Here is a 25,552-nt window from a genome sequence, read left to right as displayed (position 1 = left end):
CCAGGAACCGGACAGAAGATCCGATTTCCCCTGACCGTTCTTAGCACGCAAAGCACCATCCCGTACCGTTTTGGCGCTTCTCGTCCTTTAGGCGAGTTTCATTCGTGAAGCAATTGGTTCCGCGGCGCGGCCCGCCGCCTCGTGCAGCAGCCGCTCGATCTGGTCGACGCCGGCCGGCAACGACATCTCCCGCAGGTACGCCTCGCGGCCACGGCGACCCATCTCGACGCGTGCCGGGGCGGGGATGGTCGCGGCCAGCCAGAACCGGTCGGCCAGCGCGGCCCAGTCCTCGGGCGGGCAGGACAGTCCCGCCCGGGCCCGTTCGACCAACTCGGCGGTGTCTCCCCCGGCCGAGGCCACCACGGGCGCGGCGCAGGAGAGCGCGGCCTGCAGCTTGCCCGGGACCATGCCCCGCAGCTCCGGCAGATCGCGCAGCATGACCAGCTGGTAGTCGGCGGCGGCGTACAACTGCGGCATGTCGACCGGCGAGCGCCGCTCCACGAAGCGGATGTTCTCCGCGCCCAGCTCGGCGGCGAGCCCCCGCACCCGCCGCTCCTCGGCACCCGAACCGACCAGGACCAGATCCATCGTCCGGTCCAACGCCGCGGCCGCCCGTACCGCCGTCTCCAGCCCCTGTCGGGCGCCGATCGTGCCGGCGTGCATCACCACGCACCGTCCGTCGCGGCGGACCAGTTGGCGGGCCGCGGCGTCCGGCGTCGCCGGGTGGAAGATCCGTTCGTCGGTCCAGTTCAGCACCACCCGGACCCGGGACGGATCGGCGCCGGCGGCGACCACCAGGTCCCGCATCGACGGCGCGGCCACCGCGACCCGCGCGGCGGACCGGTAGATCCGGGTCATCGCGGTGGACATCCGCGTCGCCCACCGTCCGTCGCCCGCCTCGCCGTCGCCGTCGCGCGCCCAGACGTCCTGCACGTGCACCACCGCCGGAACCCGCCCGAGCAGTCGCAGCACTCCGGCCGCGGCGAACGTGGTGGCCGGCAGTTGGAAGATGTAGAGCGCGTCGACATCGCCGAGGACCCGGCGCGCGGTCATCGTCGCGCTGCCCGCGAAGGACAGGTAGCTGGCCATCCGCGCGCCGGTGGACGTGCCGGCCCCCGTGTACCTCGGCACCCGCCGGACGGTCAGCCGTTCGCTGTGCGTCTCGTGGTGCCACCGCTGCCGCCAGCCGGGGTAGACGTGCCCGCCGGGATAGTCCGGGAAGCCGGTGAGCACCCGGACCTCGTGCCCGCGGGCGGCGAGGGCCTCGGCGAGGCTGCCCGGGATGAAGGCCGGCTCGGGCGGGAAGTGGTACGACAGGATGCCGATCTTCACCGGGGCACCGCCGTCCACCACGGATCGGCCCCGGTCGGCGCGGCAGCACGTCCGGCGGGCAGCCGGCCCGCGTACGATGCCGACAACCCCTCCCCGCGCGGCCACCGGCGTCGACGCACCGCCCTCGCGGTGCGGCCGGCCGTGTCCGCACCGACGGAAGGGGCCACCATGGCCGACCGTGTGCTGTTCGTCTGCCACGCCAACCTGTGCCGATCGCCGATGGCCGAGTACCTGGCCCGCCGGCTGCTCGCCGACCAGCCGGTCGCGGTGTCCAGCGCCGGCACCGACGCGATGGACGGGCTGGCCATGCACCCGTACGCCCAGCGGGTCGCGGCCGAGGGCGGCGCGGACCCGGCGGAGTTCCGCAGCCGGACGCTGCGCGCCGAGTACCTGACCGACGCGACGCTGGTGCTGACCGCGACCCGGCGCCAGCGATCGGTCTGCACCGCGCTGGCACCGGCGGCGCTGCACCGCACGTTCACCATGCTCCAGTTCGGCCGGCTGGCCGCGGCGGCCGAGCCGGCCACCGAGCGGGCCGACGACCCGCTGGGGGCCGCGATCGCCGCCGCCACCCGCGCCCGGGGGCGGCTGCAACCCGCCGCCCCCGACGCGGATGACCTGCGGGATCCGATCGGCGGCACCGCCGCCGACTTCCGACGGTGCGCGGAGGAGATCGAACGGGCGTTGCGACCCCTCGCCGCGCTCATCGGGGCAGCCGGGTGAGCTCCTGGGTGCGGTCGCTGACGCCGTTGACCCCGCTGCCCTCGCTGTGCCTGGCCGCCGACCTGACCCGGTCGGTCGGCACCGACGGCGTGGCCGTCGAGGCGACCACCCGGTAGGCCTCGTACTGGTACGCCTCGGCCTTGGCCACCTTGGCCATGTTCAGCACGCAGCCGAGCAGCCGCACCGACACCGAGTGCAGCGAACGGGCCGCCGCGGCCACCTGGGTCCGCGACGTACGACCCTGCTGGCTCACCAGCAGCGCGCCGTCGGCCTGGACGGCCACCACGACACCGTCGGTCACCGCGAGCAGTGGCGCGGTGTCGATGATCACGATGTCCGCCGACTCGCGCAGGGCGAGCAGCAGGTCGGCCATCGCCTTGGAGCCGAGCAGTTCGCTCGGGTTCGGTGGCGCCGAGCCGCTGGGCAGCACCAGCAGCGACTTGTCGCCCCAGCGCTGCACCACGTCACCGACCTGGACGTCGCCGACCAGCACGTCGGTGAGCCCGACCCCGGCGTCCATGCCCAGGTACTCGTCGATCTTCGGGCGGCGCAGGTCCGCGTCGACCAGCAGCACCCGCCAGCCCGCCTCGGCCAGCGCGATGGCCAGGTTGCAGGAGAGCGTGGTCTTGCCCTCTCCCTGCAGGGCGCTGGTCACGGCGATGACCCGGGCCGGCTCGTGCACGTCGACGAAGCGCAGGTTGGTGCGCAGTTTGCGGACCGCCTCGGCGCGCGCCGAGGTCGCGGCGTCGCCGACGATCAGCGGCGCGGTGCGGGCGCTGTTCTCGAACGGGATCTCACCGAGCAGCGGGCTGCCGGTGGCCCGTTGCAGCCCGGCGGCGTCGCGCAGCCGGACGTCGGCCACGCCGCGCAGGATCGCCAGGGCGACGCCGAGCACCAGGCCGAGCAGCCCGCCCAGGGTGAGGTTGCGGGCCGGCTGCGGCGATACGGGGCTGGCGCTGACCCGGGGGCCGCTCACCACCTCGATCTTGATCGGAGCCTTGCCGTCGGGTGGCGTCTCGACCTTCTGCACGAGTTCGACGAACTTCGCGGCCAGGGTCTCGGTGACTCGCAGGGCCCGGGTCTGGTCGGTGTCGGTCACCGACGCGCGCAGCAGGACGGTGCCGGTCTCGGTGGAGGTCGCCACCCGGTGCTGCACCTCGTCCGCGGTGAGCCCGACCGGGGTCTCGGCCACCACGCTCTGCGCCAGCCGGTCGCTGGTGAGCAGATCGGCGTACGACTTGACGCGCTGCTGAAGGAAGAGGCCGCCCTGATAGGCGTCGCTGATGCCCTGGTTGGGGGTGGTGACGAAGAACGTCACCGAGGCGACGTACCGGGGTTGGGCCCGTACGGTCACGAACGCCGAGAGACCCAGGGCGACCATGACCGTGACCAACACGAGCCACCAGTGCCGACGTACGTGCCGCAGTTGGCGGAGCAGGTCCATCAGGAGCGCCTCCGTGCCGGTCCGGTTACGCCAAAGAACTTCACGAAAACCCCCAAGGTCGTCTTAAACTCGTGAAACCATTAAAGCTGCTCATACGGCTTATGTCCGGAGTTATGTACTTTCAGCGGCGAACATGTGTGCCCGCATGACCAACCCGACAGAAGGCCATTCGGCAGCGGCGATATCCGGGGAAAGTCGACAACCGATCGGCCGGCCCCCCTTCCGCCCCGTGGTCGCGGCGACGCGCGGTCCCGGATAGGGTCGACAGTGGTGTGCCGGGAAGTCTGGTCGGCGAGTGGATTCCTGCCGTCCCCACACCCGAGGTGAGCCGCACACATGGCCGACCACACCCCACCGTCCGACCGGTTCCGGCTCTTCTCGCGATCGTCCTGGCCGCAGGCGCGGCACCTGGCCGACGTCCTGCGGACCGAGACCGTCGGCGGCGCGCTGCTCCTGCTCGGTGCCGTGCTCGCGCTGATCTGGGCGAACTCCCCCTGGGTCGACTCGTACGTCCGGCTCGGCGACTGGGTGCCCTGGCCCGGCGGGGCGCGCTGGCATCTCGACCTGTCCATGGCCACCTGGGCCGCCGACGGCCTGCTGGCCGTCTTCTTCTTCGTGGTGGGGCTCGAACTCAAGCGGGAATTCGTCGTCGGCGAACTGCGCGACCCGCGGCGTGCCGCGCTGCCGGTGGTGGCCGCGCTCGGCGGCATGCTGCTGCCCGCGCTGATCTACGTGGCGGTCGTGCTGGCCGGGGGCGGGCCGGGGCTCCGCGGCTGGGCGATCCCGACCGCCACCGACATCGCCTTCGCCCTCGCCGTGCTCGCGGTGGTCAGCTCACACCTGCCCCAGGGCCTACGCGCCTTCCTGCTCACCCTCGCCGTGGTCGACGACCTGTTCGCGATCACCATCATCGCGATCTTCTACACCGCCGAGTTCCATCCCGTACCGTTGCTGGCCGCGCTGGTGCCGATCGGGCTCTTCGCGCTGCTGGTGCGACGCGGACGCACCAGGTGGTGGGCGCTGATCCCCCTCGCGCTGGCCGCCTGGGCGCTGGTGCACGCCTCCGGGGTGCACGCCACGGTGGCGGGCGTCCTGCTCGGCTTCACCGTGCCGGTGCTGGCGCGCCGCCGCGGCACCGGCGACGCCTCGACCGCCGCCCCACCGGCCGACGCCGACACCGACGCCGGTGGCCTCGCCGCGCACCTGGAACACCGGTGGCGGCCGGTGTCCGCCGGATTCGCGGTGCCGATCTTCGCCCTGTTCGCGGCCGGCGTCACACTGCGCGGCACCGACGTGGGCGCCCTGCTGACCGACCCGGTGGTGATCGCCATCGTCGCCGGCCTGGTCCTCGGCAAGAGCGTCGGCATCTTCGGCTCGACCTATCTGCTGGCCCGCTTCACGCGCGCCGAACTGGACGAGGACATCAGGTGGGCCGACCTGCTCGGCATCGCGCTGCTCGCCGGTGTCGGCTTCACCGTGTCGCTGCTCATCGGCGACCTGGCGTTCGGCGCCGGCAGCGTCGCCGACGACCGGGTGAAGACCGCCGTGCTCGCCGGGTCGGTGATCTCCGCCGGGCTGGCCGCCGTCGTGTTGCTGCGCCGCAACGCCGCGTACCGCCGGGTGGCCGAGCGGGAGCGGTTGGACGCCGACGGCGACGGCGTGCCGGACGTCTACCAGCGCCCCGCCGGCCGCTGACCGGAGTCGCGGGCTCAGCGACGGCGCTCGGCAGGCGGCTGCTCCTCGGTCTCCTCGGCCAGCGCCTCGGCCGCCGGTGCCGTGAGGTCGTCGCCCGGCACCGCCACCGCCTCGGCCTCGTCCTGCTCGTCGGGCTTCCCGCCGGGAGGCGGCTCGGGCGCGGTGGCGCCCCCGGAGTAGCCGTACTCGTTGGGTTCGTCGTGCCGGCTCATCTCGTGATCCTCCCGCTTTCGCCCGTTTCGCCTCTCACCGCCAACGGTAAGTGGTGATCGTTCGTGGCGCAGGACGCCGACGATTGTCCACCCGACCACGGGGGCGTGGTGCCCAGCGCCGCCCCGAGCAGTTGGCGCAACGCGACGATCACCGCCACGCCGGCCAGGTCGGTCCAGCCCGGTCCGCCGGCGAGCCGGAGCAGGGCCGCCGCGGTCAGCAGATCCAGCAGAATCCGGATCGCGGCGCGGCCGGCACCCGTGAGCAGCACGGTCACCACACCCACGACCAGAGCGAGCGCGGTGACCGCCACGGCCAACGCGCCTGTCACGACCGGCGCTCGCCCTCGGCCACCTGCCGCTGCTCCTGGCGGATCTCCCGACCCAGGAAGTAGTTCAGCGCCGTCCGGATCGTGGCGATGGCCGCCAGCTGGCCGATCTGGGCGAACGACGGCGACACGGCCGTCCGCAGCACGTCGGCCGCCAGTTGGAACTCCAGACCCAGGGTCAGGAACCGGCCCAGGCTCAGCCGGATCGGAGTGAAGACAGCGGCGGTGCGATGTCGCAGCCCCTCGACCACGAATCGCACCGCCGCCCAGACCGCACCCACGAAGATCACCAGAGCGCCGGCGGCCTCCACCACGGCGACCAGCACCTCGTCGCCGTGGCGCAACAGCTCCGCCGGCCCCACCCCGGGCCGTTACCCGCGCACGCAGCGGCTAGTCGACACTCAGGTCAGCTCGTTCACCGCCTCGAGGATCAGCCAGAGACCGGAGATGGCGAAGAGGATCGCGGCGCCGTACTTGATGGTCTTCTCCGGCAGCCGGCGGCCGAGCATCCGGCCGACCAGGATGGCCAGGGCGTCCGCCGCCACCATGCCGATGGTGGAGCCCAGCCAGGTGCCGAACCAGCCGTACTTGGTGGCCAGGGTGATCGTCGCGAGCATGGTCTTGTCGCCCAGCTCGGCCAGGAAGAACGCCACCGACACCGCCACCAGCGCGGTCTTGTTCGTCTTCTCCGCCTTGCGCTTCTCCTCGTCGGTGAGCTTGTCCCCCCGCAGGGTCCACGCGCCGAAGCCGAGGAACGCCACACCGGCCACCAGCGAGATCCACTCGGTGGGCAGCACCGCCCCGAGACCCGCGCCGATCGCGACCGACGCCAGGTGCACCACCGCCGTCGCCACGGTGATGCCGATCAGCACCGGGATCGGCTTGAACCGCGTGGCGAAGGTCAACGCCATCAACTGGGACTTGTCCCCCAGTTCGGCGACGAAGATGACGCCGAAGCTGACAACCAGCGCGGCGAGAAATCCCTCCATGACATCCTTCCCGTTTTCACACCGGGAGGAGGTACAGGGGCGCCCTCGACCCGGCTGCAACAGCCTGAGTCGAAGGTCTCGCCCGCCCCGGAGACCGGGGCCGCGTGGCCGGATGCGGAACGCACCAGTATGTCGACCACGACATTGGGGGCTACTCCCCTTCGCGTGACCAACCCTATCGGATCACCCCGGAGACCGCCCGGGGTGGGTGAACAGGCTCACCGAGCCCGGGCCAGCGTGACCCCGAACAGCCCGTCCGGGTCGGTCCAGAACTCCGCCACGGTGAAGCCCGCCGTACCCAGCTCCGCGGCGATGCCCGCCGGACGGAACTTCGCCGACACCTCGGTGCGCAACTCCTCCCCCGCCGCGAAGTCCACGGTCAGGTCCAGCACCCGCACACTCATCGGCCGGGTCGCGCGCAACCGCATCTCGATCCACTCGTGGTCCGGGTCCCAGAGGGCGACGTGCTCGAACGCGGCCGGGTCGAAGTCGGCGCCCAACTCCCGGTTGATCACGCGCAGCACGTTGCGGTTGAACTCGGCCGTCACCCCGGCCGCGTCGTCGTACGCGGGCACGATCACCGACGGATCCTTGACCAGGTCGGTGCCGAGCAGCAGCCAGTCCCCGACCTCCAGCGCGGAACGCATGGCGCTCAGGAACTCGGCCCGCTCGGCCGGCAGCAGGTTGCCGATCGTGCCACCGAGGAACACCACCAGCCGCCGGCCACCGGTCGGCAACCGGTCGAGCTGGCGGGTGAAGTCGCCCACGATGCCCCGCACCCGCAGGCCCGGATAGTCGGCGGCGATCTGCGCGGTGGACCCCAGCAGCGCGCTCACCGACACGTCGAGCGGGACGAACGTGCCCAGCCCGCCCCGGCGGGTGAACGCGTCCAACAACAACCGGGTCTTCTCCGACGAGCCGGAGCCCAACTCGATCAGGGTCTTGGCGCCGGTCAACGCCGCGATGTCGGAAGCGTGTTCGGCCAGCACCGTCCGCTCGGCCCGGGTCGGGTAGTACTCGGGCAGGCGGGTGATCTCCTCGAACAGCTCACTGCCCCGCGAGTCGTAGAACCATTTCGGCGGCAGCCACTTCGCCTCGGCGGTCAACCCCGCCCGGACGTCCTCGCGCAGGCCACGCTCCACGTCCTGCTGCTCAAGGTAGATCTCCAACGGTTCCGCGGTCATCGGCCCTGCCTCTCTGCTCAGTCCACACTCGCATGCCCGACCGGTGCGGCTCACCGGGTCGGCAGTGGGCGTACCCGCACCTCGTTCACGGTGGCGACGACCAGGTGCCCCTCGGGCACCGGCCGCCATCCCGGGTCGTCGTCGTGCGGCTCGGAGGCCACCAGCACCGAGCCCTGCGCCGCGCGCACCGACAGCGCGTGCCCGGCCGCGCTGGCCACCACCCGCCGCCCGTCGGTGAGCAGCAGGTTCAACCGCGACCCCGGTGCCGCCGCGGCGACCTCGGCCACCGTCCGGGCGACCGCCTCCGCCGGGTCGTCGCCGGCGCGCAGCCGATGCCGCACCAGCGCCCAGAGCAGCGCCGAGTCGGTGGCGGCGTCCAGGGTCAGCAGGTCGCGCACCGGCAGCGTGGCGGCGAGCGGCACCACGGCGTCCGGCCAACCACGGATGACACCGTTGTGACTGAACAGCCACCGGCCCTGGGCGAACGGCGCGGCGGCGCCGTCGAGCACCGCCATCCCGACGGTGGCCGAACGGACCGCCGCGAGAACGGCGCCCGCACGGGTCACCGCCGCGAGATCCGCGATCGTCGGATCACTCCAGATCGGCTGGGCCCGCCGGTACCGCACCGGCTCGCCGTCGCCCGGATACCAGCCGACACCGAAACCGTCCGCGTTGATCGTGCCGCCGCCGCGCATGTCGCGCGGCGCCCAGGACTGGCGCGCCAACGAGTACACGGGGTCGAACAGCAGCTCGGCCAGGGTGACCGGCGGACCCAGGTAGGCCAGGTGACGACACATCAGCGAACCCCACCCACCGGCGGGCCGGACGCGGGGCGGCTCACCGGTGCGACTCATCCGGCCGGGCGTCTCGGGCACACCGAAAGCCGCTGAAGATCTGCCGGCGGATCGGATAGTCCCAGTTGCGGAAGGTGCCCCGGCAGGCCGACCGGTCCGTGCCGAACGAGCCGCCGCGCAACACCCGGTAGTCGTCGCCGAAGAAGACCTCGGAGTACTCCCGGTAGGGGAACGCGGTGAAGCCCGGATGCCCCCGGAAGGTCGTCGACGTCCACTCCCAGACGTCGCCGATCAGCTGGTGCACGCCCAGCGGTGAGGCGCCCGCCGGGTACGCGCCCACCGGGGCCGGCCGCAGGTGACGTTGATCGAGGTTGGCGTGCGCCTCGGTCGGGTCGTCGTCGCCCCACGGGAAGCGGCGGGACCGGCCGGTCGCCGGATCCCAGCGGGCCGCCTTCTCCCACTCCGCCTCGGTCGGCAGCCGTTTGCCGGCCCACGCCGCGTACGCCTGGGCCTCGTAGAAGCACACGTGCACCACCGGCTCGTCCGGACGGACGCGGTCCCACCGGCCGAAACGCCGGTACGACCAGCCGTCGCCGTCGCGGTGCCAGTGCATCGGGGCGTCGAGCCGCTCCTGGACCCGGTGCGCCCAGCCGGCCGGGCTCCACCAGCGCGGGTCGGTGTAGCCGCCGTCGGCGATGAACGCCTCGTACTGACCGTTGGTGACCGGCGCGGCGTCGATGACGTACGCCGGCAGGTCGACACGGTGGGCGGGACGCTCGTTGTCCAGAGCCCACGGGTCGGTGTCGGTGCCCATGGTGAACGCACCGGCCGGGACCAGCACCTCGCCGCTGACGCTGGCGGTCGGCTCGGGCGGCGCCGGGGCGTGCAGCACCGCCGACCCCGCCCGCAGCTGGTGGGTGGCGAGCATCGTCTCGTCGTGCTGCTGCTCGTGCTGGACGATCATCCCGAAGGCGAAGCCGTCGGCGACCAGCGGACGCTCGGTGAACCGCACCGCGTCGAGCAGGTCGTGCACCTTGTCGCGGACGGTGCCCAGGTAGGCGCGGGCCTCCGCGGGGGGCAGCAGGGGCAGCGCGGGGCGGTCGCGGCGGGGCTGCTTGAACGCGTCGTACAGCTCGTCGATGTCGCGCCGGACCGGCTCGCGGCCCCCGACGTCCCGGACCAGCCAGAGCTCCTCCTGGTTGCCGACGTGCGCCAGGTCCCAGACCAGCGGCGACATCAGCGGCGAGTGCTGGCGCATCAGGTCGGCGTCGTCGACCGCCTCGGTCAGCAGCGTGGTCCGGGAGCGGGCCCGCGCCAGCTCCGCGGCGATCCGGCCGCGCAGCCGCTCCCCGTCGGTGTGTCCCGTCGTGCTCGCGGTCACCGGTCTCCCCTCTCCGCGGCGGAGAGCCGCCGCCGAATGCCTCGTGCGATGTCGTCGTGGGTGTCGGCTGGCAGGTCCAGCCGGGGCAGCCCGGTCAGGGCCAGGTCGAGCAGCCCTGTCGCGGCGGTGCCCAGCGCCGCGTCGGCCAGCCCGTGCCGAGCGGCCGTCGACCAGCGGTGCGCCACCGGCGCGGCGATCGTGTACGCCGCACGCACCGTGCCCGGATCGGCGAACAGGGCGGTCAGCACCGCCAGCGGAAGCCGCCAGTCCGCGCCGGGCTGGGCGTCCAGGTAGCGCAACTCGAGGTAGCCGCGTGGGCGTACCGGTGGGAAGAGGGTGCTGACGTGGTAGTCGAGGTCGTCGGTGGTGGGTGGGCGGGGCAACGCGCCATCGAGCCAGTCGGCGAAGGTGACCCCGGGCGGGGCGGCCCAGTCCGGCCCGTGCCGGCGCAGGCAGAGCAACGGCGCGGCGAGCACGTACCGGATCCAGGTGTCGGTCGGGTCGTCGGCGGCGGTGCCGGCGGTCCAGACCGGGCGGGTGCGGGCCGGATCGATGGCCAGCCAGGCTGCCATCCGGGCGGAGGCCCAGCCGGTGCGACGCCCGGCGTGCCGGCTGGCGGAGGCGAACGCCGCGAGCAGCGGCGGGCCGACCGCGTGGGCGGCGGCCCACCGCGCGGCGACCTGGTCCGGTTCGCCGGCGTCGAGGCAGACCTGCAGGCCGGCGGTGCTGTACATCATCGTCCGGCCGGCCGGACCGCGCCGGTCGAAGGCGCCGCGCATGGCGCGGTAACGGGGAGTTTCCACCACCGGGCGGGGCCGTCGGTGCGGGTCGATGCCGCTGCGGCCGAGGACCAGCCCGGCGGCGGCCAGCAGGTCGGTGACCTGGGCGATGTCGGCCTCGGTGGCCTCGATCAGCGTGCCGGTCGAGGAGCGCGGCGGGGTGGAGATTTCGAGCTGGCCACCCGGTTCCAACGTCACCGTGCCGCCGTGTCGCAGCGGCTCGGCCGAGCTGGTCGCGTCCAGGGTGACGGGGCTGTGCCGCCCCAGCGCCGCCCGCAGTCGCGTCGGGGCGACCGGTCGGGCGGGATCGGCGGCGTCGTGCACGGTCCATTCCAGTTCGACGCCGGTGTGCGTGGGTGGGCCGGTCTTGAAGCAGATCCGGGCGAGGTGCCGGACTGCGGCTGCGGACTCGCGCAGAATCGCGCTGCGGTCCAGTTCGGGTGACGTCACCACCGGTCGGGGCCCCCTTTTCCGTGAGCCGGCTTCGGGACACTGTGCCACCGTAAACCCGCCCCCCGACACCGTCGGGAGGCGTCCACGGCGCCTCCAACCTCTGTCTAACAGACGAATTTCCCCGGCGCAGGGCGGAACCGGGCCGCGACGGGTCAGTCCCCGGTGGGCCGGCCCTTCGCCGAGTGCGACGGCTTGACCTTCGCCGACCGGGTCGGGGTCGGCGACAGGGTGGACGACGGCGTCGGCGTCGGCCCGGGCACCAGCCGCTGGCAGTACGCGCCGACCTGGCCTACGCCACCCGCGGCGGTCACCAGCTGCGCGAAGGCCGGGGTCCGCAGGGCCTGCTCCCGCTGTTGCGGCTTCTTGGCCTGCCAGGCACGGCACAGCCCGGTCAGCTGGCCGGCGGGGGCCGACCCGGCCGGTGTTGTGCCGGCCGGTGTGGGGCCGGCCGCCGACGCCGTGCCGGTCACCTCCCGGGTGGACTCGGCACCGCGGTCGCCGGACGGGCTCGCGCCGGCGTCGGTGGGGCTGGGCCGGGGGCTGCTCGGCACCGGGGGCGCCGGGTCGGGCGCCCGGTCCAGGGTGACGGCGGCGAAGGCGGCGCCCGCCGTGGCGGTGGCCGCCAGCGCGCCGATCCAGGCCACCGCGCCGGTGGTCAACCGGCGGCGGCGCGAGCGGTGGGCCGCGGCGGGCCGCGGGTCGGCCCGGGCGGCCCGGAACGCGGCCAGTGCCGCCTGCTCGCCGGCCAGCTCACCGGGGCGGGCCGGAGCGGCGGCGGCGGCAAGCAGCCGGGCGAGCGGGTCACCCGGGTCGCCGGCGTGGATCGCGGTGGCCGGGTCGGCGGGGATCGCCGAGCGGAGCTGCTCCGTGGTCGGCGTCGGGTCGGTGGGCGCGGCGGCGCGGGCCGCGTCGAGCAGCCGTTCGATCTCGGCGCGGTCGGCCCGCCGGTCCGGCCGGTTCGGGTTCATCCGGAATCCCTTCACGTCAGCCATCCGCCGGCTCGGCGTGTGACGTCCGAGGGGACCGGCCGCCGCGCGGACGGGGCGGCCGCGCGGCCGCCTCGCCGGTCGGCGCCGCGCCCTCGGCTCCGACCGGCGGGTCGGCGTCGACGGTGGGCGTGCTGGGCTCGGCCGGCCGTTCCAGGAGGGCCGCGAGCCGGCGCAGGCCCCGGTGGGCGGCGGTCCGGACGGCGCCGGCACGGCGACCGAGCACCTGACCGGCCGATTCCGCGTCCAGGCCGATCACCGCCCGGAGCAGGACAGCCTCGGCCTCGCGGGGCGGCAGGGTGGAGATCAGCGCCAGGGCTGCCTCGGTGCCGATCGTCTCGCCGGCCCGCTCGGCGGTGTCCGCGTCGCTGGCCAGATCGGCGAGCGCCTGCACCGGAACCGGCAGCGACGGTCGGCGGCGCAGCTTCCGCAGGTGGTCCATCGCCCGGTTGCGGGCGATGGTGACGGTCCAGGCCCGGAACTCCCCGCCGGTGAAGGTGGGCAGGTCACGGGAGATCTGCAGCCAGGTTTCCGACGCGACGTCCTCGGCGTCCCCGCCGACCAGGGCGGTCAGGTAGCGCAGCAGGCCCGGCTGCAGGGTGCGGTACAGGAAGCGGAACGCGTCCTCGTCGCCGGCCTGCGCCGCGGTGACCGCCTCGGTCAGTTCGTGGGTCATCGACGGCCCGCGGGACGCCCGGCCCTGGGCTGCGGCGTCGGAGCACCCGACGTGGCGCGATGCGACGGCCCGACCAGCTCCCGCACCACACCGCCCTCCACCGAAGTTGATCAGATTACGCCCGCGACCGCACTGGCCGGGACGGGGGTCTGGGCCAGCGCCGCGACGGTCGGCTCTCGACGTGTCGACCCGTCGGGGCCACCGGGCGGGGCCCGAGCCGCGCCAACGCTAGGAGCGGACCAACCGGGCGACAAGTCGGCATCGCGTCACGGAAGAGTGACAATTATCAAACCGTCCGGCCGGCGCGTCGTCGTAACGGGCGGTGACCAGGTGACGCTTACCGTGCCCGCGGTTGTTGGTGAGCCTCGCTCGGGGACACGTCGCGCGAATGCGTCGGGTTTCGTCACGGCGAGCTGTCGGCCCGTCACAGAGCGACGATGTCGATGAAGGTCAGACCGGAAGGGGCGGCGGTGCGGGCCGTCCGGTGGGTCGGCCGCAGCGCGCCGTTCCGCGCCACTCTAGGTACGGTAATGCTGTGTTGTCATCGGAGGTCGTGCTCAGCGGTCGGTACCGCCTGGACGAACGTGTCGCCACCGGCGGCATGGGCGACGTCTGGCGTGCCTCGGACCTGGTCCTCGGCCGGCAGGTCGCGGTCAAGGTCCTGCTGCCGGCGTTGGTCTCCGATCCCGACTTCATCGCCCGGTTCCGCGCCGAGGCGCGGATCATGGCGGCCCTTCGGCACCCGGGCATCGTGCAGGTCTACGACTGCGGCGAGGACGACCTGCCCGACGGCGGCCGGGCCGACTACCTGGTTATGGAGTTCGTCGACGGCGAGCCGCTGTCCAAGCGGATCGAGGCGGCCGGCCGGCTCGACGTGTCCGAGACGATGTCGATCGTGGCCCAGGCGGCCCACGCGCTGAACGCGGCCCACCTCGGCGGCATCGTGCACCGCGACGTCAAGCCCAGCAACCTGCTGGTGCAGGAGGACGGCACGGTCGTCCTGGTCGACTTCGGCGTCGCCCGCTCCACCAATGTCACCAGCATCACCAGCACCAACGCGGTGCCCGGCACCGCGCTCTACATGGCACCCGAGCAGGCCGCCGGCCGGCCGGTCAGCGGGGCCACGGACATCTACGCGCTGGGCGCCGTCGCCTACTGCTGCCTCACCGGCGGCCCACCGTTCACCGGCGACAATCCGCTCCAGGTCGCCGTCCGGCACCTGGACGACGAGCCGCCGGAGCTGCCGCACGAGATCCCGGAGGCGGTCCGCGCCCTGGTCTCGCGGGCTCTGGCCAAGGATCCACTGGACCGCTTCAGCAGTGGCGCGGCAATGGCCGAGGCGGCCCGGACCGCGGTGACCGGCGGCGAACCACCCACCGCGATGGCGGCGTCCGTGCCGTTGCGCGACGCCGGGCCCGGCACCCGCACCGACGTGCCGGTCGGCGCGGCCGTCGCCCCGGCGGGCCGTCGGCGCGGCCGGCGGGGCGCTCTGGTCGGCGCGGCGGCGACCGTACTGGTGGCGGTCACCGGCCTGATCGCGGCGCTGGGCGCGGCGGAGAATGCGGACGCCCCGGCGGTCAAGCTGCCCACCACCTCACCGACCGTGGCGCCGACCGGTCAGGTGGATGTGCCGGCGGCGAACGAGCAGGTCACGGCGGATCCGTCGCGTCCGAACCGGCCGAGCTCCCATGGGACCAGCCCATCGGCCACGGTGAGCACGACGCCGAGCACGCAGCCGAGTCAGACGCCCGGCGCGCCGATGCCGTCGACGACGGCGAGCAGCACGCCGACCACGGATGCCCCGTCGAGCGACCCCACCACCCCGTCGCCCGATCCCACCCCGACCACCGCGCCGGCGACGGACCCGGAGGGACCGCCGGGCGGCTGAGCGGGCGACACAGCCGACCCACCAGCACCGATATCCCCAAAACGGACTTACGTCGCCGAATACACCTCTAGGCTCTCCGCAGGTCATTTCCACCGTCTGCTGCGGGAGCCTGCGTGAGCGTGAGCGCTGAGAAGCTGGTCGTGATCGGCCAGGGGTATGTCGGGCTACCGCTGGCCATGCGGGCCGTCGAGGCGGGCCTGAACGTGGTCGGCCTCGACGTCGACACCGACCGGGTGAAGCGGCTCGCCGCGGGCGAGTCGTTCGTCGAGGACATCCCCGCCGACCGGCTGGGCCGGGCGTTGGGCAGCGGCCGCTACCGGCCCAGCTCCGAGTACACCGACGCCGAGGGTTTCGACTTCTGCGTCATCACCGTGCCCACCCCGCTGCGCGACGGCACCCCCGACCTGAGCTTCGTCGAGCAGGCCGGTGTGAGCATCGGCCCGTACGTACGACCGGGCTGCACGGTGATCCTGGAGTCGACCACCTACCCGGGCACCACCGAGGAGTTGCTACGTCCGCTGCTGGAGTCGGCCAGCGGGCTGCACAGCCCCGGCGACTTCCACCTGGGTTACAGCCCGGAACGCATCGACCCGGGCAACCCGACCTGGCGGTTGGAGAACACGCCGAAGGTGGTGTCCGGTGTCGACCCCACGTCGCTGGCGCGGGTGGACGGCTTCTACCGGCGCCTGGTGGAGCGCACCGTGCCGGTGGACTCCACCCGGGTCGCCGAGCTGACCAAGCTGATCGAGAACACGTTCCGCCAGGTCAACATCGCGTTGATCAACGAGTTGACGATGCTCTCGCATCCGCTGAACATCGACGTCTGGCAGGCGATCGAGGCCGCCGAGACGAAGCCGTTCGGTTTCCTGCCGTTCCGGCCCGGCCCGGGTGTCGGCGGGCACTGCCTGCCGATCGACCCGTGCTATCTGTCCTGGCAGGTCAAGCGCCGCCTCGGCCGGCAGTTCCGGTTCATCGAGCTGGCCAACGACGTCAACCACGAGATGCCCGAGCACGTCGCGCAACGGATCATGGCCGGGCTGAACCGCAGCGGCCGCGCGGTCAGCGGAGCCCGGCTGTTGCTGCTCGGACTGGCGTACAAGAAGAACACCGGCGACATGCGCGACTCCCCCGCCGTCGACGTGGCCCGTCGGCTGCAGGACCTCGGCGCCGAGGTGCACGCGGTCGAGCCGTACGCCGAGGCCCACCAGATCCCCGCCGGGGTGACCGTGGTGGGGCTGACCGAGCGGGAGGTGCGCGCCGCCGACGCGGTGGTGGTGGTCACCGACCACGACACCTTCGACTACGACCTGGTGGTCGAGCACGCCCGCTACGTCTTCGACACCCGCAATCGGTGCACCGGCCCGATGGTCGAGCGCCTGTAGACCCGGCACCGCTGGCCGGTCCCGCCGCCAGGAAGATGGCAGGACCGGCCAGCGGATGTCCGTGTGTGCGGCAAGCGGAGGGGGTCACTGGTCGGCGAGTGCCTGCACGACGGGCCGCGCCAGCGCCCGACGGGCTGGCAGCACCGAGGCGAGCAGGGCGGCCAGCACCGCCACGGCGAGGATGAGGCCGAGCTGGCCGAGTGGCAGCACCACGTGAAAGTCCCCGCCGAGGCGATCCAGCAGCGCCATCGCGGCGGCGCTCACCCCGGTGCCCAGCCCGATGCCGAGCACCGCGCCGACCATCGCCATCAGCACCGCCTCCACGGCGAGCATGGCGCGCATCCGGGCCCGGGTCATGCCGACGGCCCGCAGCACCGCGTTCTCCCGGGTCCGTTCGACCACCGACAGGCTCAGCGTGTTCGCCACGCCGACCAGGGCGATCACCACGGCCAGGCCGAGCAGCGCGGTGACGAACGCCAGCAGCATGTCGACCGTGCCGGTGAGCATCTTCTTGTACGCCCCCTGGTCCATCATGGTGACCGTCGGGTAGGCGGCCAGCACCGCCTCGATGGCGTCGCGGGCCCGGTCGGCGTCGACGCCGGCGGCGGGATCGATCTCGGTCAGGAAGCCGTGCCGGTCGGGAAAGAGCGCGGCGAAGTCCTCGTCGGCCATGTCGATGACGTGCCCGACGGGGGCGGCGCCGGCCACCATGGCGGGCCGGTCGTCGGCGACCACGGCGGCCACCTGCAACCGGCGCCCGCCGACGGTGACCGGTGAGCCGACCGTCCAGCCGTTGGACTGGGCCAACTCCCGGTGCACCAGCACCCGTCCCGGCCCGAGCCGGGTCGCGTCGCCGGCGAGCACACCGGTGATCGTCCGGCCGACCAGCGCCGGGTGGGCGGCGCGGATCTCGATGTCGGCGCTCACCGTGCTGCGTTGTTCGTGCACCACGCCCAGCTCGGGTCGGGCGGCCAGCTCACCGGTCAGCGCGGCGGGCAGGTCCTGACCGATCCCGCTGACCACGAAGTCGGTGCCGACCTCGGCGTCCACGCTGCGTTCGATGCCGTCCTTGGTGCTGCGGGCACCCACCACGAACGCCGACACCAGTCCGATTCCGATCACGAGGGCCGTGGCGGTCGCGGCGACCCGGCGCGGGTTGCGGACCGCGTTGGCCACCGCGAGGGTGGCGGCCGTTCCGAGCAGGCGACGGACCGGCCAACCGAACACCCGGACCAGCGCCGGCACGAGCACCGGTCCGAACAGGACGATCCCGAAGAAGGCCAGCACCCCGCCGGCGGCCACCAGCAGCAGTTGACCGGCGCTGGCAGCACCGGCCAGCGCGGCGACCCCGGCGCCCAGCACCACCGCGCCGGAGACCAGCCGGAGACGACCCGCGCCCCGACTGGGCTGCACCGCGGCGTCGGTCAACGCGGCCACCGGCGCGACCCGGGTGCCGCGCCAGGCCGGGAGCAGGGCGGCACCCACGGTGAGCACGGTGCCCAGCAGCAGAGCGGTCAGCACCGTCGACCCGGTCACCCGCAGCCCGCCGGAGACCGGCACGTCGAGGCGGGTCAACAGCAGCCGCATCCCGCCGGCGAGAGCCACCCCGAGCAGCACCCCGAGCGCGGAGGCGACCGCCCCGACCACCGCCGACTCCAGCAGCGCCGAGCGGAAGACCTGACCGCGGGTGGCGCCGACCAGACGCAGCAGCGCGGTCCGCCGGGTGCGCTGCGCCAGCACGATCGCGAAGGTGTTGGCGATGACGAAACCGGCCACCACCACGGCGACCGCCACGAAGATCAGCAGCAGCATGGTGAACTGGTCGAGACTGCGGACCGCCTCGTCGACGGCCTCGTCGAGGATCTGCTGGCGACCCTTCACGCTGGCGTCGGGGCCGGCGACGGCGCGTACCCGTTCGGTGAGCGCGCCCGCCGCGACACCCGGCCGGGCCGCCACCATGATCCGGCCGTAGCCGGCCTCCCCGGTGACGGCGAGGGCGTCCGGCCCGACCAGACCGATGAACGGCCCGCCGATGTCCCGCACGGTGCCGGCCACGTCGACGGTGCCGACCAGCGTGTACGGGCGGGCCTGCCCACCGGAGCCACCGATGCGGACCGGCGCGCCGAGGGTGAAACCCTCCCCGGCCACCGTCTCGGCGTCGAGCACCACCTCGCCGGCGCGGTCGGGCAGCCGTCCGGCGACCACGTCGTACGAGCGCAGGGCGGGCTCGGTGGGGATGGCGGCGAGCACGGCGAAGCCGAGCACCGGCCGGCCGTCGGCGCCGACGACCCCGCCGGTGCCGGTCAGCTCGCCGTCGGCGGCGGCCACCCCGTCGACCGCCCGGACCCGGTCGACCAGAGCAGCGGGCAGCGGGCTGGTGCCGGTGGCGTACACGCCCAGGGCGGTGTGCCGGTCGAAGGTGCCGGCCCGCTCGTACGCGCCGGCGCGCATCCCGTCGACGAGGATCAGGGTGCCGGCGATGAACGCGACGCCGAGCACGACGGCCAGCGCGGAGAGCAGCATGCGCAGTGCCTCGGCACGCAGCGAGCGCAGGGTCAGGCGGATCATGCGGGGCTCCCCGGTGGCGGTGCGGATCGGACCCCTCCGACGCTATGGCCGGCACCGGTCAGTCGATCTCCACCTGTGCGCTCGACCTGTGTGCGTCCCGGGTCGCGGTGTGCCCGTCGACCGGTACGACCCAGGTCGTACGCGGGCTCATCCGCCGGGCGTGACCAGCCCGCTCTCGTACGCCAGCACCACCGCCTGGACCCGGTCGCGCAGGTGCAGCTTCGCCAGGATCCGCCCGACGTGGGTCTTCACGGTCGCCTCGGCCACGTGCACCCGGGCGGCGATCTCCGCGTTGGACAGGCCCTGTGCGACGAGCAGCAGCACCTCCCGCTCCCGGTCGGTGAGCTGCGTGAGCCGGGGATCGGCGGTCGGGCCGGCACCGAGCTGCCCGGCGAACCGGTCCAGCAGCCGCCGGGTGATCGACGGCGCCACCACCGAGTCACCCTGGGCGACGACCCGGATCGCGGCCAGCAGCTCCTCCGGCGGGACGTTCTTGAGCAGGAACCCGCTCGCCCCGGCCTGGAGCGCGGCGAACGCGTCCGCCTCGGTGTCGAAGGTGGTCAGCACCAGCACCCGGGGCGGCCCCGAGGGCCGGTCGGCGCAGAGCCGGCGGGTGGCCTCCACCCCGTCCATGGTCGGCATCCGGACGTCCATCACCACGACGTCGGCCTCGGTGCGGGCGAGCACCCGCAGGGCGTCCGCGCCGTCGATGGCCTCCCCGACCACCTCCAGGTCGGGCTGCGAGTCCAGCACCATCCGGAACCCGGCGCGCACCAGCGCCTGGTCGTCCACGATCACCACGCGGATCGTCATGCCGCGATCACCTCCGTTGCGGGATCCGACGGTAGCGGTAGCCGGGCCTCCAGCTGCCAGCCCCCGGACGGCCGGGGCCCGGCGGTGAGGCTGCCGTCGTACACCGTCGCCCGCTCGCGCATGCCGAGCAGACCGTGACCGCCGGACGGCGCCGGGCCGACCACCGGGCGGCCGCGACCGTCGTCGACGGCCCGGACCACGACGGCGTCGGTGGTGTACGTGAGGGTCAGCTCGACGTGGGCGCCGACGCCGGCGTGCTTGAGCGCGTTGGTCAGCGCCTCCTGCACGACCCGGTAGACGGTCAGCTCCAGCCCCGGCGGCAGGACCGGCGGTTCGCCGGTGACGGTGTGCCCGATGCGCAGCCCGGCGTCGCGGAACCGGGTCAACAGGTCGGGCAGGTCGGTCAGGGCCAGCCGGCGGTGCTCCGGGTCGGCGGGCACCCCCGGTCCGCCGGCGCCGGTCGGGCCCGCGTCGCGCAGGACGCCGACCAGCCGGCGCATCTCCTCGAGGGCCTGCCGGCCGGTGTCGGCAACGACCTTCACGGCGGTACGGGCCTGCTCGGGGTCCCGATCGAGCATGAACCGCGCGCCGTCCGCCTGGACGATCATCACGGCCATGCTGTGCGCCACCACGTCGTGCAGCTCGCGGGCGATGCGGGTGCGTTCCTCGGCGACCGCGGCCCGGGACTCGGCCTCGCGCTCGCGTTCGAGGGTGCTGGCCCGCTCCTCCAGACTGAGCACGTAGAGCCGTCGGGTGCGCACGTTCAGCGCGACCAGCCAGACCGCGCCGGTGACCAGCGCGTACCACAGCGCGGTCACCCACCACTGGATGACGCCGGGGGTCTGCGCGGCGGCGAGCAGCACGCCCACGGCGGCGACGGCACCGGCGAGCACACCGTCGCGCAGCCGTTCGCCGTACTTCACCACGCTGTAGAGGGCGATGAGGACGGCCACGTCGTAGGCGAGTGGACCCCACTGGGCGATCACCTGCACCAGGGCGAGTGCCGCGACCACCACGGTCACCGCGCTGGGGTGGGTACGGCGGAACAGCAGCGCCGCCGCCATCCCCACGCCGACCAGGGTGGCCCACCAGCCGCCCGGCTGGGCCACCGCGGAGGCCAGGCCGACGAGCGCCACCACGGCGGAGACGGCCACGTCGAAGGCGACGCCGCGCAGCGGGCGACCGAACATCGTGCGTCTCACGGTCACCCAGCGTACGTGTCGAGCGGTACGCGGCCCGTGGCGCGGCCGGTCAGGGTGGGGTGAGTTCGCGCAGGCGGGCGATCTCGACGGCCTGCTCGGTCGCGAGCGAGGTGGCGATCTCGTTGAGGGTCAGGTCGAGGCCGACCGACAGCAGGTCGGTGGCCATGGTCACCGCACCCTGGTGGTGGTCACTCATCATCCGCACGAAGAGCCGGTCGAACTCGGTGCCCCGCGCGTCGGCCAGTTGGCGCATCGCCTCGGGCGACTGCATCCCGCGCATGCCGCCGTGGTCGTGCCCGGGCGCCGACGCGGGCAGGCCGCGGGTGCTGAGCCAGCCGCGCAGCACCGCGATCTCCGGGCCCTGACCGGCCCTGATCCGGTCGGCGTAGGCGCGGATGCGGGGATCGGAGGCCCGCTCGTCGGCCAGCTCGGTCATCTCCAGCGCCTGCTGGTGGTGCGGGATCATCATCTGGACGAAGACGGTGTCCAGTGCGTTGTAGCGGGGCGCGCTGTCGTCGCGTACCTCGTGCGCGGGCCGCGTGACCGCGGCCTCCCCCGGTCGGCCGGGGACGATCACCGGCGGCGGCTCGGGGCCGGTCGGGGTGGGCGAGGCCGGGGTGGGCGACGCCGGCGCGGCGGCCGGACGGGGTGTGTCGTCGGCGGCCCGGACGGCCACCACCACCAGCACCACCAACACGGCCATCGATATGACGACGGTCAGCAACCGGCCACGTCGGACGGTCATGCCGCACCCCCCTCAGGTCGAGGTCGCAGCGATCTTATCGATTGACGAGTCCGCATTGATGTGACCCGGGTCACATCGATGATCTCCGAGGGTCGGTAAGGTACCGGACATCGCCATCCCCCTTTCGAAGGGCGTCGCCGATGATCAAACTCATCACCCCCCGGCTTCGACAACTCCGGATCGTCAGCCTGGCCGCCGCGGCCCTCCTGCTGACCAGCGTCGCCGTCGCGACGCCGAGCAACGCCCAGGAGGCGGCGCCACCGGCGGCGTCCGCCGCCAGCGACATCCCGGGCGTCGACGAGATCCGCAGCAGCCCCAACCTGCGCCTGATCGCCAACCTGCCCAAGCAGGCCCCGTTCGACACCACGGCGGCACTCAACAGCGACATGGCCTTCCAGGGCAAGTACGCCTTCGCCGGCAACTACAACGGGTTCGTCATCTACGACATCTCCCGTCCCAGCGCCCCGAAGATCACCTCGCAGGTGAACTGCCCGGGTTCGCAGAACGACATCTCCGTCTACGACAACCTGCTGTTCGTGTCCACCGACTCGTCGCGCAGCGACGACTCGTGCGCGAGCGTCACGCAGCCCGCGTCCGTCAAGGAGTCGTGGGAGGGCATCAAGATCTTCGACATCAGCGACAAGGCCAACCCGCGGTACATCAAGTCCGTGGAGACCGCCTGCGGGTCGCACACCCACACGCTGGTGCCGGGCAAGGACCGCAAGAACGTCTACCTGTACGTCTCGTCGTACAGCCCGCGGGCCGAATTCCCGGACTGCCAGCCGCCGCACGACTCCATCTCCATCGTCAAGGTGCCGGTGAAGAAGCCGACCCAGGCGTCGGTCATCTCGACGCCGAACCTCTTCCCGGACGGCGGCTTCCCGGGCAGCGGGACCGGCTCGGCGACCACCGGTTGCCACGACATCACCGCGTACCCGTCGAAGGACCTGGCCGCCGGCGCCTGCATGGGTGACGGCATCCTGCTCGACATCAAGAACCGGGAAGCGCCCCGGGTCATCACCCAGGTCCGGGACACGGTCAACTTCGCCTTCTGGCACTCGGCCACGTTCAACAACGCCGGCACCAAGGTCGTCTTCACCGACGAGCTGGGCGGCGGCGGGGCGGCCACCTGCAACGAGACCGTCGGACCCAACCGGGGTGCGGACGCCATCTACGACATCGCCGGTCGCGGCAACTCCCGGACGCTGGAGTTCCGCAGCTACTACAAGATCCCGCGCACCAACGCCGACACCGAGAACTGCGTGGCGCACAACGGCTCGCTGATCCCGGTGCTCGGACGGGACATCATGGTGCAGGCGTGGTATCAGGGCGGCATCTCGGTGTGGGACTTCACCGACTCGAGCCACCCCAAGGAGATCGCCTACTGGGAGCGCGGTCCGCTCTCCGCGACCCAGGCCCTCACCGGCGGCGCCTGGTCGACGTACTACTACAACGGCACCATCTACTCCAACGACATCCAGAAGGGCCTGGACGTCCTGGAGCTGAACGACTGGCGGACCTGGACGGCCAACCTGACCCGGTTCCGTGAGCTGAACGTGCAGACCCAGCCCGGTTACCTGGGCCGGTAGAACCGAGGCGCCACCCGGGCCCGGTCCCTCGTCGAGGGGCCGGGCCCGGCCACGTCAGCTCATCGGCAGCCGGTACTCCCGGACGCCACCGGCGGCGGTGACCAGCCTGACCTCGCCGCTGCGCAGGCCGTACGTCACCGACCAGCGGGTGTGCCCCTGCCGGACGGTGGTGAGGATCCGATGCGCCGCCTCGGCGTCCACCACCGCGCCCGCGTCGGTCAGCGCGGCGGCGATCTGCCCGTACCGGCGGTCCTCCCGGCGGCGCTGCTCGGGCACCCCGGCGACCGGCACGTTGGTGAGCGCCTGCCAGCGGCCCGTGCCCCGTTCCACCCGCATCGCCCCATCGACGAACTCGATCACGGCGGACGCGCCGGTCGCGTCGGCCACCAGATAGTGCAGCGGCGGGCCGCCGTCGAAGTCGAGGTTGTGCCGACCGAACACGGCCACCGCCTCGTCGACCGTGGCGGCCCGGTCCAGCACCAGTCGCAGGATCCGCACCGAACCGACGGTGGGTCGGCCCGGCTGCGGGCGGGCGGTCGCCGCGTCGTCCGCCGCCAACCCCACGGCTAAGCCCCGCTCGTTCATCCCGTCGAAGGGCAGCAGCGGCGCGTTGAGCAGCCGGCGGTCGTCGGTCGGGTCCGCGCCGACGCCGAGGTGGGAGATGTCGACCAGCGACACGGCCGCATAGCCGTCCGGCGGGTCGGTCCGCAGCACCAGAGCCGGGTTGGCGTCCCAGTCGAAGTTGCGCGCGAACAGCGGCCGGGCCGGATCACCGGCGGCCACGAACAGCGAGCAGCCGAACGGGCTGGGCGGAGCCGCGTCGGTGCCCACCGTCGGGTCGTACGCCCCGACGTACGTCATCTCGTACAGCGGCAGGTCGTCGACCCGGCGCAGACTGGCCATCGTCTGCTCGGCCTGGGCGGTGTCCTGGCGCGAGGCGGACGGAGTGGCGCTCGACTCCCCGGCGCGTGAGCGCTGCGGGGGCGTCGAGGCGGCACAGGAGGTCAGAACGAGCAACAGGGCCGTCGTGACGGCCGGCAGGATCCTCCGCATATTCGTTGGACGCTATGGGACCGATCGACGGTTGTCCACCGCCGTGGTTCACGCCTCCCGTGGGGCCGGTCACCTGGGCGGGGGCGGCGGTCCGGCGGGTCGGACGCTGTGCGAGCATGGTCAGACGTGAAGCCCGCAGCCCCGCCCGAGCCCACCGTGCGCTGGCGTCCGCACCCGCTCGACCTGGTGGCGGTCGTCCTCGCCGTCGTCGGCACGGCCTGCGCGCTGAGCGGGCTGCTGCCGCGCGCCGAGACCACCGACACCCTGCACCGGATCCTGCCGCTGCTGCTCTTCCTCGGCACCGTGATCGTGCTCGCCGAGCTGACCGCCGTGGCCGGTGTCTTCGACGTGCTCGCCAGCCGGCTGGCCATCGCCTCGCGCGGCAGTTGGGCGGCGCTGTTCCTGCTCTGCGGGGGCCTGGCCACGGTGACCACCCTGGCGCTCAACCTCGACACCACCGCCGTGCTGCTCACCCCGGTGCTGCTCGCGCTGGCCCGCACCCTGCGCGTGCCGGCGGGTCCGCTCGCGGTCACCACGGTCTGGCTGGCGAACACCGCGAGCCTGCTGCTGCCGGTGTCCAACCTGACCAACCTGCTCGCCGCCGACCGGGTCGGCCTGGCGCCCCTGGCGTACGCGCAGCGGATGGCGCTGCCGCAGCTCGCCGCGGTGGTGGTCACCATGGTGCTGCTCTGGTACGTCTGGTGGCGGCGCGACCGACCGGCCGGCGGGCGCTTCGTTCCGCCGGCCCGGCACGTCCCGGCCGATCCGGTGCTGCACCGCACCGCGCTCGCCGGCTGTCTGCTCTTCGTCGCCGGCATCCTCGCCGGGGTGGAGATCGGGCTCGCCTCCACCGTCGCGCTCGCCCTGGTGCTGCTCGGCTTCGTGGTCCGCTCGCCCGCGACGCTGCGCCCCGGGCTGGTGCCGGTACGGCTGCTGCTCTTCGTCACCGGCCTGTTCCTGGTGGTGCAGACTCTCGGCCGACACGGGCTCGACGATGTCGTGGGCGGCCTGCTCGGCGTCGACGGCGGGGCGTGGGGCGCGCTGCGCGCCGGCGGCACGGGCGCGCTGCTGGCCAACGCGGTGAACAACCTGCCGGCCTACCTGGCCGGCGAGTCGGTGCTGCCGGTCGGCGACCACGCCCGCCTGCTCGCCCTGCTGATCGGCACCAACGTGGGCCCGCTGGCCGCCCCGTGGGCGTCGCTGGCCACCCTGCTGTGGTTCGAGCGGTGCCGCGCCGCCGGAGTGAGCGTGCCGGTGCGCCGGTTCGTGCTGAGCAGCACCGTGCTCGCGATCACCGGCACGCTCGCCGCGGTCGGCGCGCTGCTGCTGGTGAGCTGA

General features: G+C 73.4%; 23 protein-coding genes. 6 read left to right on the top strand and 17 right to left on the bottom strand.

What is annotated here, in order from left to right:
• Positions 1-87: 87 nt before the first annotated feature.
• Positions 88-1,332, bottom strand: a complete 1,245-nt coding sequence (locus O7620_RS08515) for a glycosyltransferase family 4 protein (RefSeq protein ID WP_278122599.1) — start codon at positions 1,330-1,332, stop codon at positions 88-90.
• A 168-nt stretch (positions 1,333-1,500) separates the two neighbouring features.
• On the opposite strand from O7620_RS08515, the gene O7620_RS08510 reads away from it, so the two are divergent.
• On the top strand, positions 1,501-2,055 hold the full coding sequence (locus O7620_RS08510) for a low molecular weight phosphatase family protein (RefSeq protein ID WP_278122598.1): 555 nt from the start codon (positions 1,501-1,503) through the stop codon (positions 2,053-2,055).
• Here O7620_RS08510 and O7620_RS08505 read toward each other — a convergent pair.
• The gene (locus O7620_RS08505) at positions 2,036-3,499 is read right to left on the bottom strand and encodes a polysaccharide biosynthesis tyrosine autokinase (RefSeq protein WP_278122597.1); all 1,464 of its coding nucleotides are present in this window, start codon (positions 3,497-3,499) and stop codon (positions 2,036-2,038) included. The two genes, O7620_RS08510 and O7620_RS08505, sit on opposite strands and share 20 nt — an antisense overlap.
• A 336-nt stretch (positions 3,500-3,835) precedes the next feature.
• Between O7620_RS08505 and nhaA the strand changes: the two genes are divergently transcribed.
• The gene (gene nhaA, locus O7620_RS08500) at positions 3,836-5,194 is read left to right on the top strand and encodes a Na+/H+ antiporter NhaA (RefSeq protein WP_278122596.1); all 1,359 of its coding nucleotides are present in this window, start codon (positions 3,836-3,838) and stop codon (positions 5,192-5,194) included.
• Between the two features lie 14 nt (positions 5,195-5,208).
• Here the strand turns inward: nhaA and O7620_RS08495 are convergent, their stop codons facing one another.
• From O7620_RS08495 to O7620_RS08450, 10 genes are all read right to left on the bottom strand, one after another.
• Positions 5,209-5,406: a hypothetical protein gene (locus tag O7620_RS08495; protein WP_151492344.1), complete on the bottom strand. Its 198-nt coding sequence runs from the start codon at positions 5,404-5,406 to the stop codon at positions 5,209-5,211.
• Positions 5,403-5,735, bottom strand: a complete 333-nt coding sequence (locus O7620_RS08490) for a hypothetical protein (protein WP_278122595.1) — start codon at positions 5,733-5,735, stop codon at positions 5,403-5,405. Before O7620_RS08490 ends, O7620_RS08495 begins: the two co-directional genes overlap by 4 nt.
• Positions 5,732-6,094 (bottom strand): DUF1622 domain-containing protein, encoded by a 363-nt coding sequence (locus O7620_RS08485; RefSeq protein ID WP_278122594.1) that lies wholly within the window; start codon positions 6,092-6,094, stop codon positions 5,732-5,734. Before O7620_RS08485 ends, O7620_RS08490 begins: the two co-directional genes overlap by 4 nt.
• 39 nt (positions 6,095-6,133) lie before the next feature.
• On the bottom strand, positions 6,134-6,721 hold the full coding sequence (locus O7620_RS08480; protein WP_278122593.1) for a TMEM165/GDT1 family protein: 588 nt from the start codon (positions 6,719-6,721) through the stop codon (positions 6,134-6,136).
• A gap of 218 nt (positions 6,722-6,939) precedes the next feature.
• On the bottom strand, positions 6,940-7,905 hold the full coding sequence (gene egtD, locus O7620_RS08475) for an L-histidine N(alpha)-methyltransferase (protein ID WP_278122592.1): 966 nt from the start codon (positions 7,903-7,905) through the stop codon (positions 6,940-6,942).
• A gap of 50 nt (positions 7,906-7,955) precedes the next feature.
• On the bottom strand, positions 7,956-8,702 hold the full coding sequence (egtC, locus tag O7620_RS08470; protein WP_151492351.1) for an ergothioneine biosynthesis protein EgtC: 747 nt from the start codon (positions 8,700-8,702) through the stop codon (positions 7,956-7,958).
• Between the two features lie 40 nt (positions 8,703-8,742).
• The gene (gene egtB, locus O7620_RS08465) at positions 8,743-10,080 is read right to left on the bottom strand and encodes an ergothioneine biosynthesis protein EgtB (RefSeq protein WP_278122591.1); all 1,338 of its coding nucleotides are present in this window, start codon (positions 10,078-10,080) and stop codon (positions 8,743-8,745) included.
• Positions 10,077-11,312: an ergothioneine biosynthesis glutamate--cysteine ligase EgtA gene (gene egtA / locus O7620_RS08460; RefSeq protein WP_278122590.1), complete on the bottom strand. Its 1,236-nt coding sequence runs from the start codon at positions 11,310-11,312 to the stop codon at positions 10,077-10,079. The genes egtB and egtA overlap by 4 nt, the downstream gene beginning before the upstream one ends.
• Before the next feature lie 152 nt (positions 11,313-11,464).
• Positions 11,465-12,304 (bottom strand): hypothetical protein, encoded by an 840-nt coding sequence (locus O7620_RS08455; protein ID WP_278122589.1) that lies wholly within the window; start codon positions 12,302-12,304, stop codon positions 11,465-11,467.
• Positions 12,297-12,974: an RNA polymerase sigma factor gene (locus O7620_RS08450; protein WP_151492748.1), complete on the bottom strand. Its 678-nt coding sequence runs from the start codon at positions 12,972-12,974 to the stop codon at positions 12,297-12,299. Before O7620_RS08450 ends, O7620_RS08455 begins: the two co-directional genes overlap by 8 nt.
• 535 nt (positions 12,975-13,509) lie before the next feature.
• Here O7620_RS08450 and O7620_RS08445 point away from each other — a divergent pair.
• The gene (locus O7620_RS08445; protein ID WP_278122588.1) at positions 13,510-14,862 is read left to right on the top strand and encodes a protein kinase; all 1,353 of its coding nucleotides are present in this window, start codon (positions 13,510-13,512) and stop codon (positions 14,860-14,862) included.
• A gap of 119 nt (positions 14,863-14,981) precedes the next feature.
• Positions 14,982-16,244, top strand: a complete 1,263-nt coding sequence (locus O7620_RS08440; RefSeq protein WP_151492749.1) for a nucleotide sugar dehydrogenase — start codon at positions 14,982-14,984, stop codon at positions 16,242-16,244.
• A gap of 84 nt (positions 16,245-16,328) precedes the next feature.
• Here O7620_RS08440 and O7620_RS08435 read toward each other — a convergent pair whose 3' ends face one another.
• From O7620_RS08435 to O7620_RS08420, 4 genes are all read right to left on the bottom strand, one after another.
• Complete coding sequence (locus O7620_RS08435; protein WP_278122587.1) at positions 16,329-18,812, bottom strand: FtsX-like permease family protein; 2,484 nt, start codon at positions 18,810-18,812, stop codon at positions 16,329-16,331.
• 147 nt (positions 18,813-18,959) lie between these two features.
• Complete coding sequence (locus O7620_RS08430) at positions 18,960-19,625, bottom strand: response regulator transcription factor (RefSeq protein ID WP_278122586.1); 666 nt, start codon at positions 19,623-19,625, stop codon at positions 18,960-18,962.
• The gene (locus tag O7620_RS08425) at positions 19,622-20,833 is read right to left on the bottom strand and encodes a sensor histidine kinase (RefSeq protein ID WP_278122585.1); all 1,212 of its coding nucleotides are present in this window, start codon (positions 20,831-20,833) and stop codon (positions 19,622-19,624) included. The genes O7620_RS08430 and O7620_RS08425 overlap by 4 nt, the downstream gene beginning before the upstream one ends.
• Before the next feature lie 43 nt (positions 20,834-20,876).
• Positions 20,877-21,572 carry a DUF305 domain-containing protein gene (locus tag O7620_RS08420; RefSeq protein ID WP_278122584.1) on the bottom strand — a complete coding sequence of 232 codons (696 nt, stop codon included), beginning with the start codon at positions 21,570-21,572 and terminating at the stop codon, positions 20,877-20,879.
• Between the two features lie 140 nt (positions 21,573-21,712).
• On the opposite strand from O7620_RS08420, the gene O7620_RS08415 reads away from it, so the two are divergent.
• Entirely contained in the window at positions 21,713-23,161 is a 1,449-nt protein-coding gene (locus O7620_RS08415; RefSeq protein WP_278122583.1) for a hypothetical protein, read from the top strand.
• A 54-nt stretch (positions 23,162-23,215) separates the two neighbouring features.
• Here O7620_RS08415 and O7620_RS08410 read toward each other — a convergent pair whose 3' ends face one another.
• Positions 23,216-24,214: a linear amide C-N hydrolase gene (locus tag O7620_RS08410; RefSeq protein ID WP_278122582.1), complete on the bottom strand. Its 999-nt coding sequence runs from the start codon at positions 24,212-24,214 to the stop codon at positions 23,216-23,218.
• 126 nt (positions 24,215-24,340) lie between these two features.
• Between O7620_RS08410 and O7620_RS08405 the strand changes: the two genes are divergently transcribed.
• On the top strand, positions 24,341-25,552 hold the full coding sequence (locus O7620_RS08405; RefSeq protein WP_278122581.1) for an SLC13 family permease: 1,212 nt from the start codon (positions 24,341-24,343) through the stop codon (positions 25,550-25,552).

The organism is Micromonospora sp. WMMD710, assembly GCF_029626045.1.
In the GTDB taxonomy this organism is placed as follows: domain Bacteria; phylum Actinomycetota; class Actinomycetes; order Mycobacteriales; family Micromonosporaceae; genus Micromonospora.
Note: the sequence above shows the minus strand (reverse complement) of the source record. Positions and strands in the feature narration are given on the sequence as shown.

Coding starts and splice junctions, on each gene's coding strand:
- O7620_RS08435 (WP_278122587.1), bottom strand. CDS start 18,812: ATGATCCGCCTGACCCTGCGCTCGCTGCGTGCCGAGGCACTGCGCATG.
- O7620_RS08510 (WP_278122598.1), top strand. CDS start 1,501: ATGGCCGACCGTGTGCTGTTCGTCTGCCACGCCAACCTGTGCCGATCG.
- O7620_RS08410 (WP_278122582.1), bottom strand. CDS start 24,214: ATGCGGAGGATCCTGCCGGCCGTCACGACGGCCCTGTTGCTCGTTCTG.
- O7620_RS08495 (WP_151492344.1), bottom strand. CDS start 5,406: ATGAGCCGGCACGACGAACCCAACGAGTACGGCTACTCCGGGGGCGCC.
- O7620_RS08420 (WP_278122584.1), bottom strand. CDS start 21,572: ATGACCGTCCGACGTGGCCGGTTGCTGACCGTCGTCATATCGATGGCC.
- O7620_RS08430 (WP_278122586.1), bottom strand. CDS start 19,625: ATGACGATCCGCGTGGTGATCGTGGACGACCAGGCGCTGGTGCGCGCC.
- O7620_RS08415 (WP_278122583.1), top strand. CDS start 21,713: ATGATCAAACTCATCACCCCCCGGCTTCGACAACTCCGGATCGTCAGC.
- O7620_RS08480 (WP_278122593.1), bottom strand. CDS start 6,721: ATGGAGGGATTTCTCGCCGCGCTGGTTGTCAGCTTCGGCGTCATCTTC.
- O7620_RS08455 (WP_278122589.1), bottom strand. CDS start 12,304: ATGGCTGACGTGAAGGGATTCCGGATGAACCCGAACCGGCCGGACCGG.
- egtC (WP_151492351.1), bottom strand. CDS start 8,702: ATGTGTCGTCACCTGGCCTACCTGGGTCCGCCGGTCACCCTGGCCGAG.
- O7620_RS08450 (WP_151492748.1), bottom strand. CDS start 12,974: ATGACCCACGAACTGACCGAGGCGGTCACCGCGGCGCAGGCCGGCGAC.
- nhaA (WP_278122596.1), top strand. CDS start 3,836: ATGGCCGACCACACCCCACCGTCCGACCGGTTCCGGCTCTTCTCGCGA.
- O7620_RS08505 (WP_278122597.1), bottom strand. CDS start 3,499: ATGGACCTGCTCCGCCAACTGCGGCACGTACGTCGGCACTGGTGGCTC.
- egtD (WP_278122592.1), bottom strand. CDS start 7,905: ATGACCGCGGAACCGTTGGAGATCTACCTTGAGCAGCAGGACGTGGAG.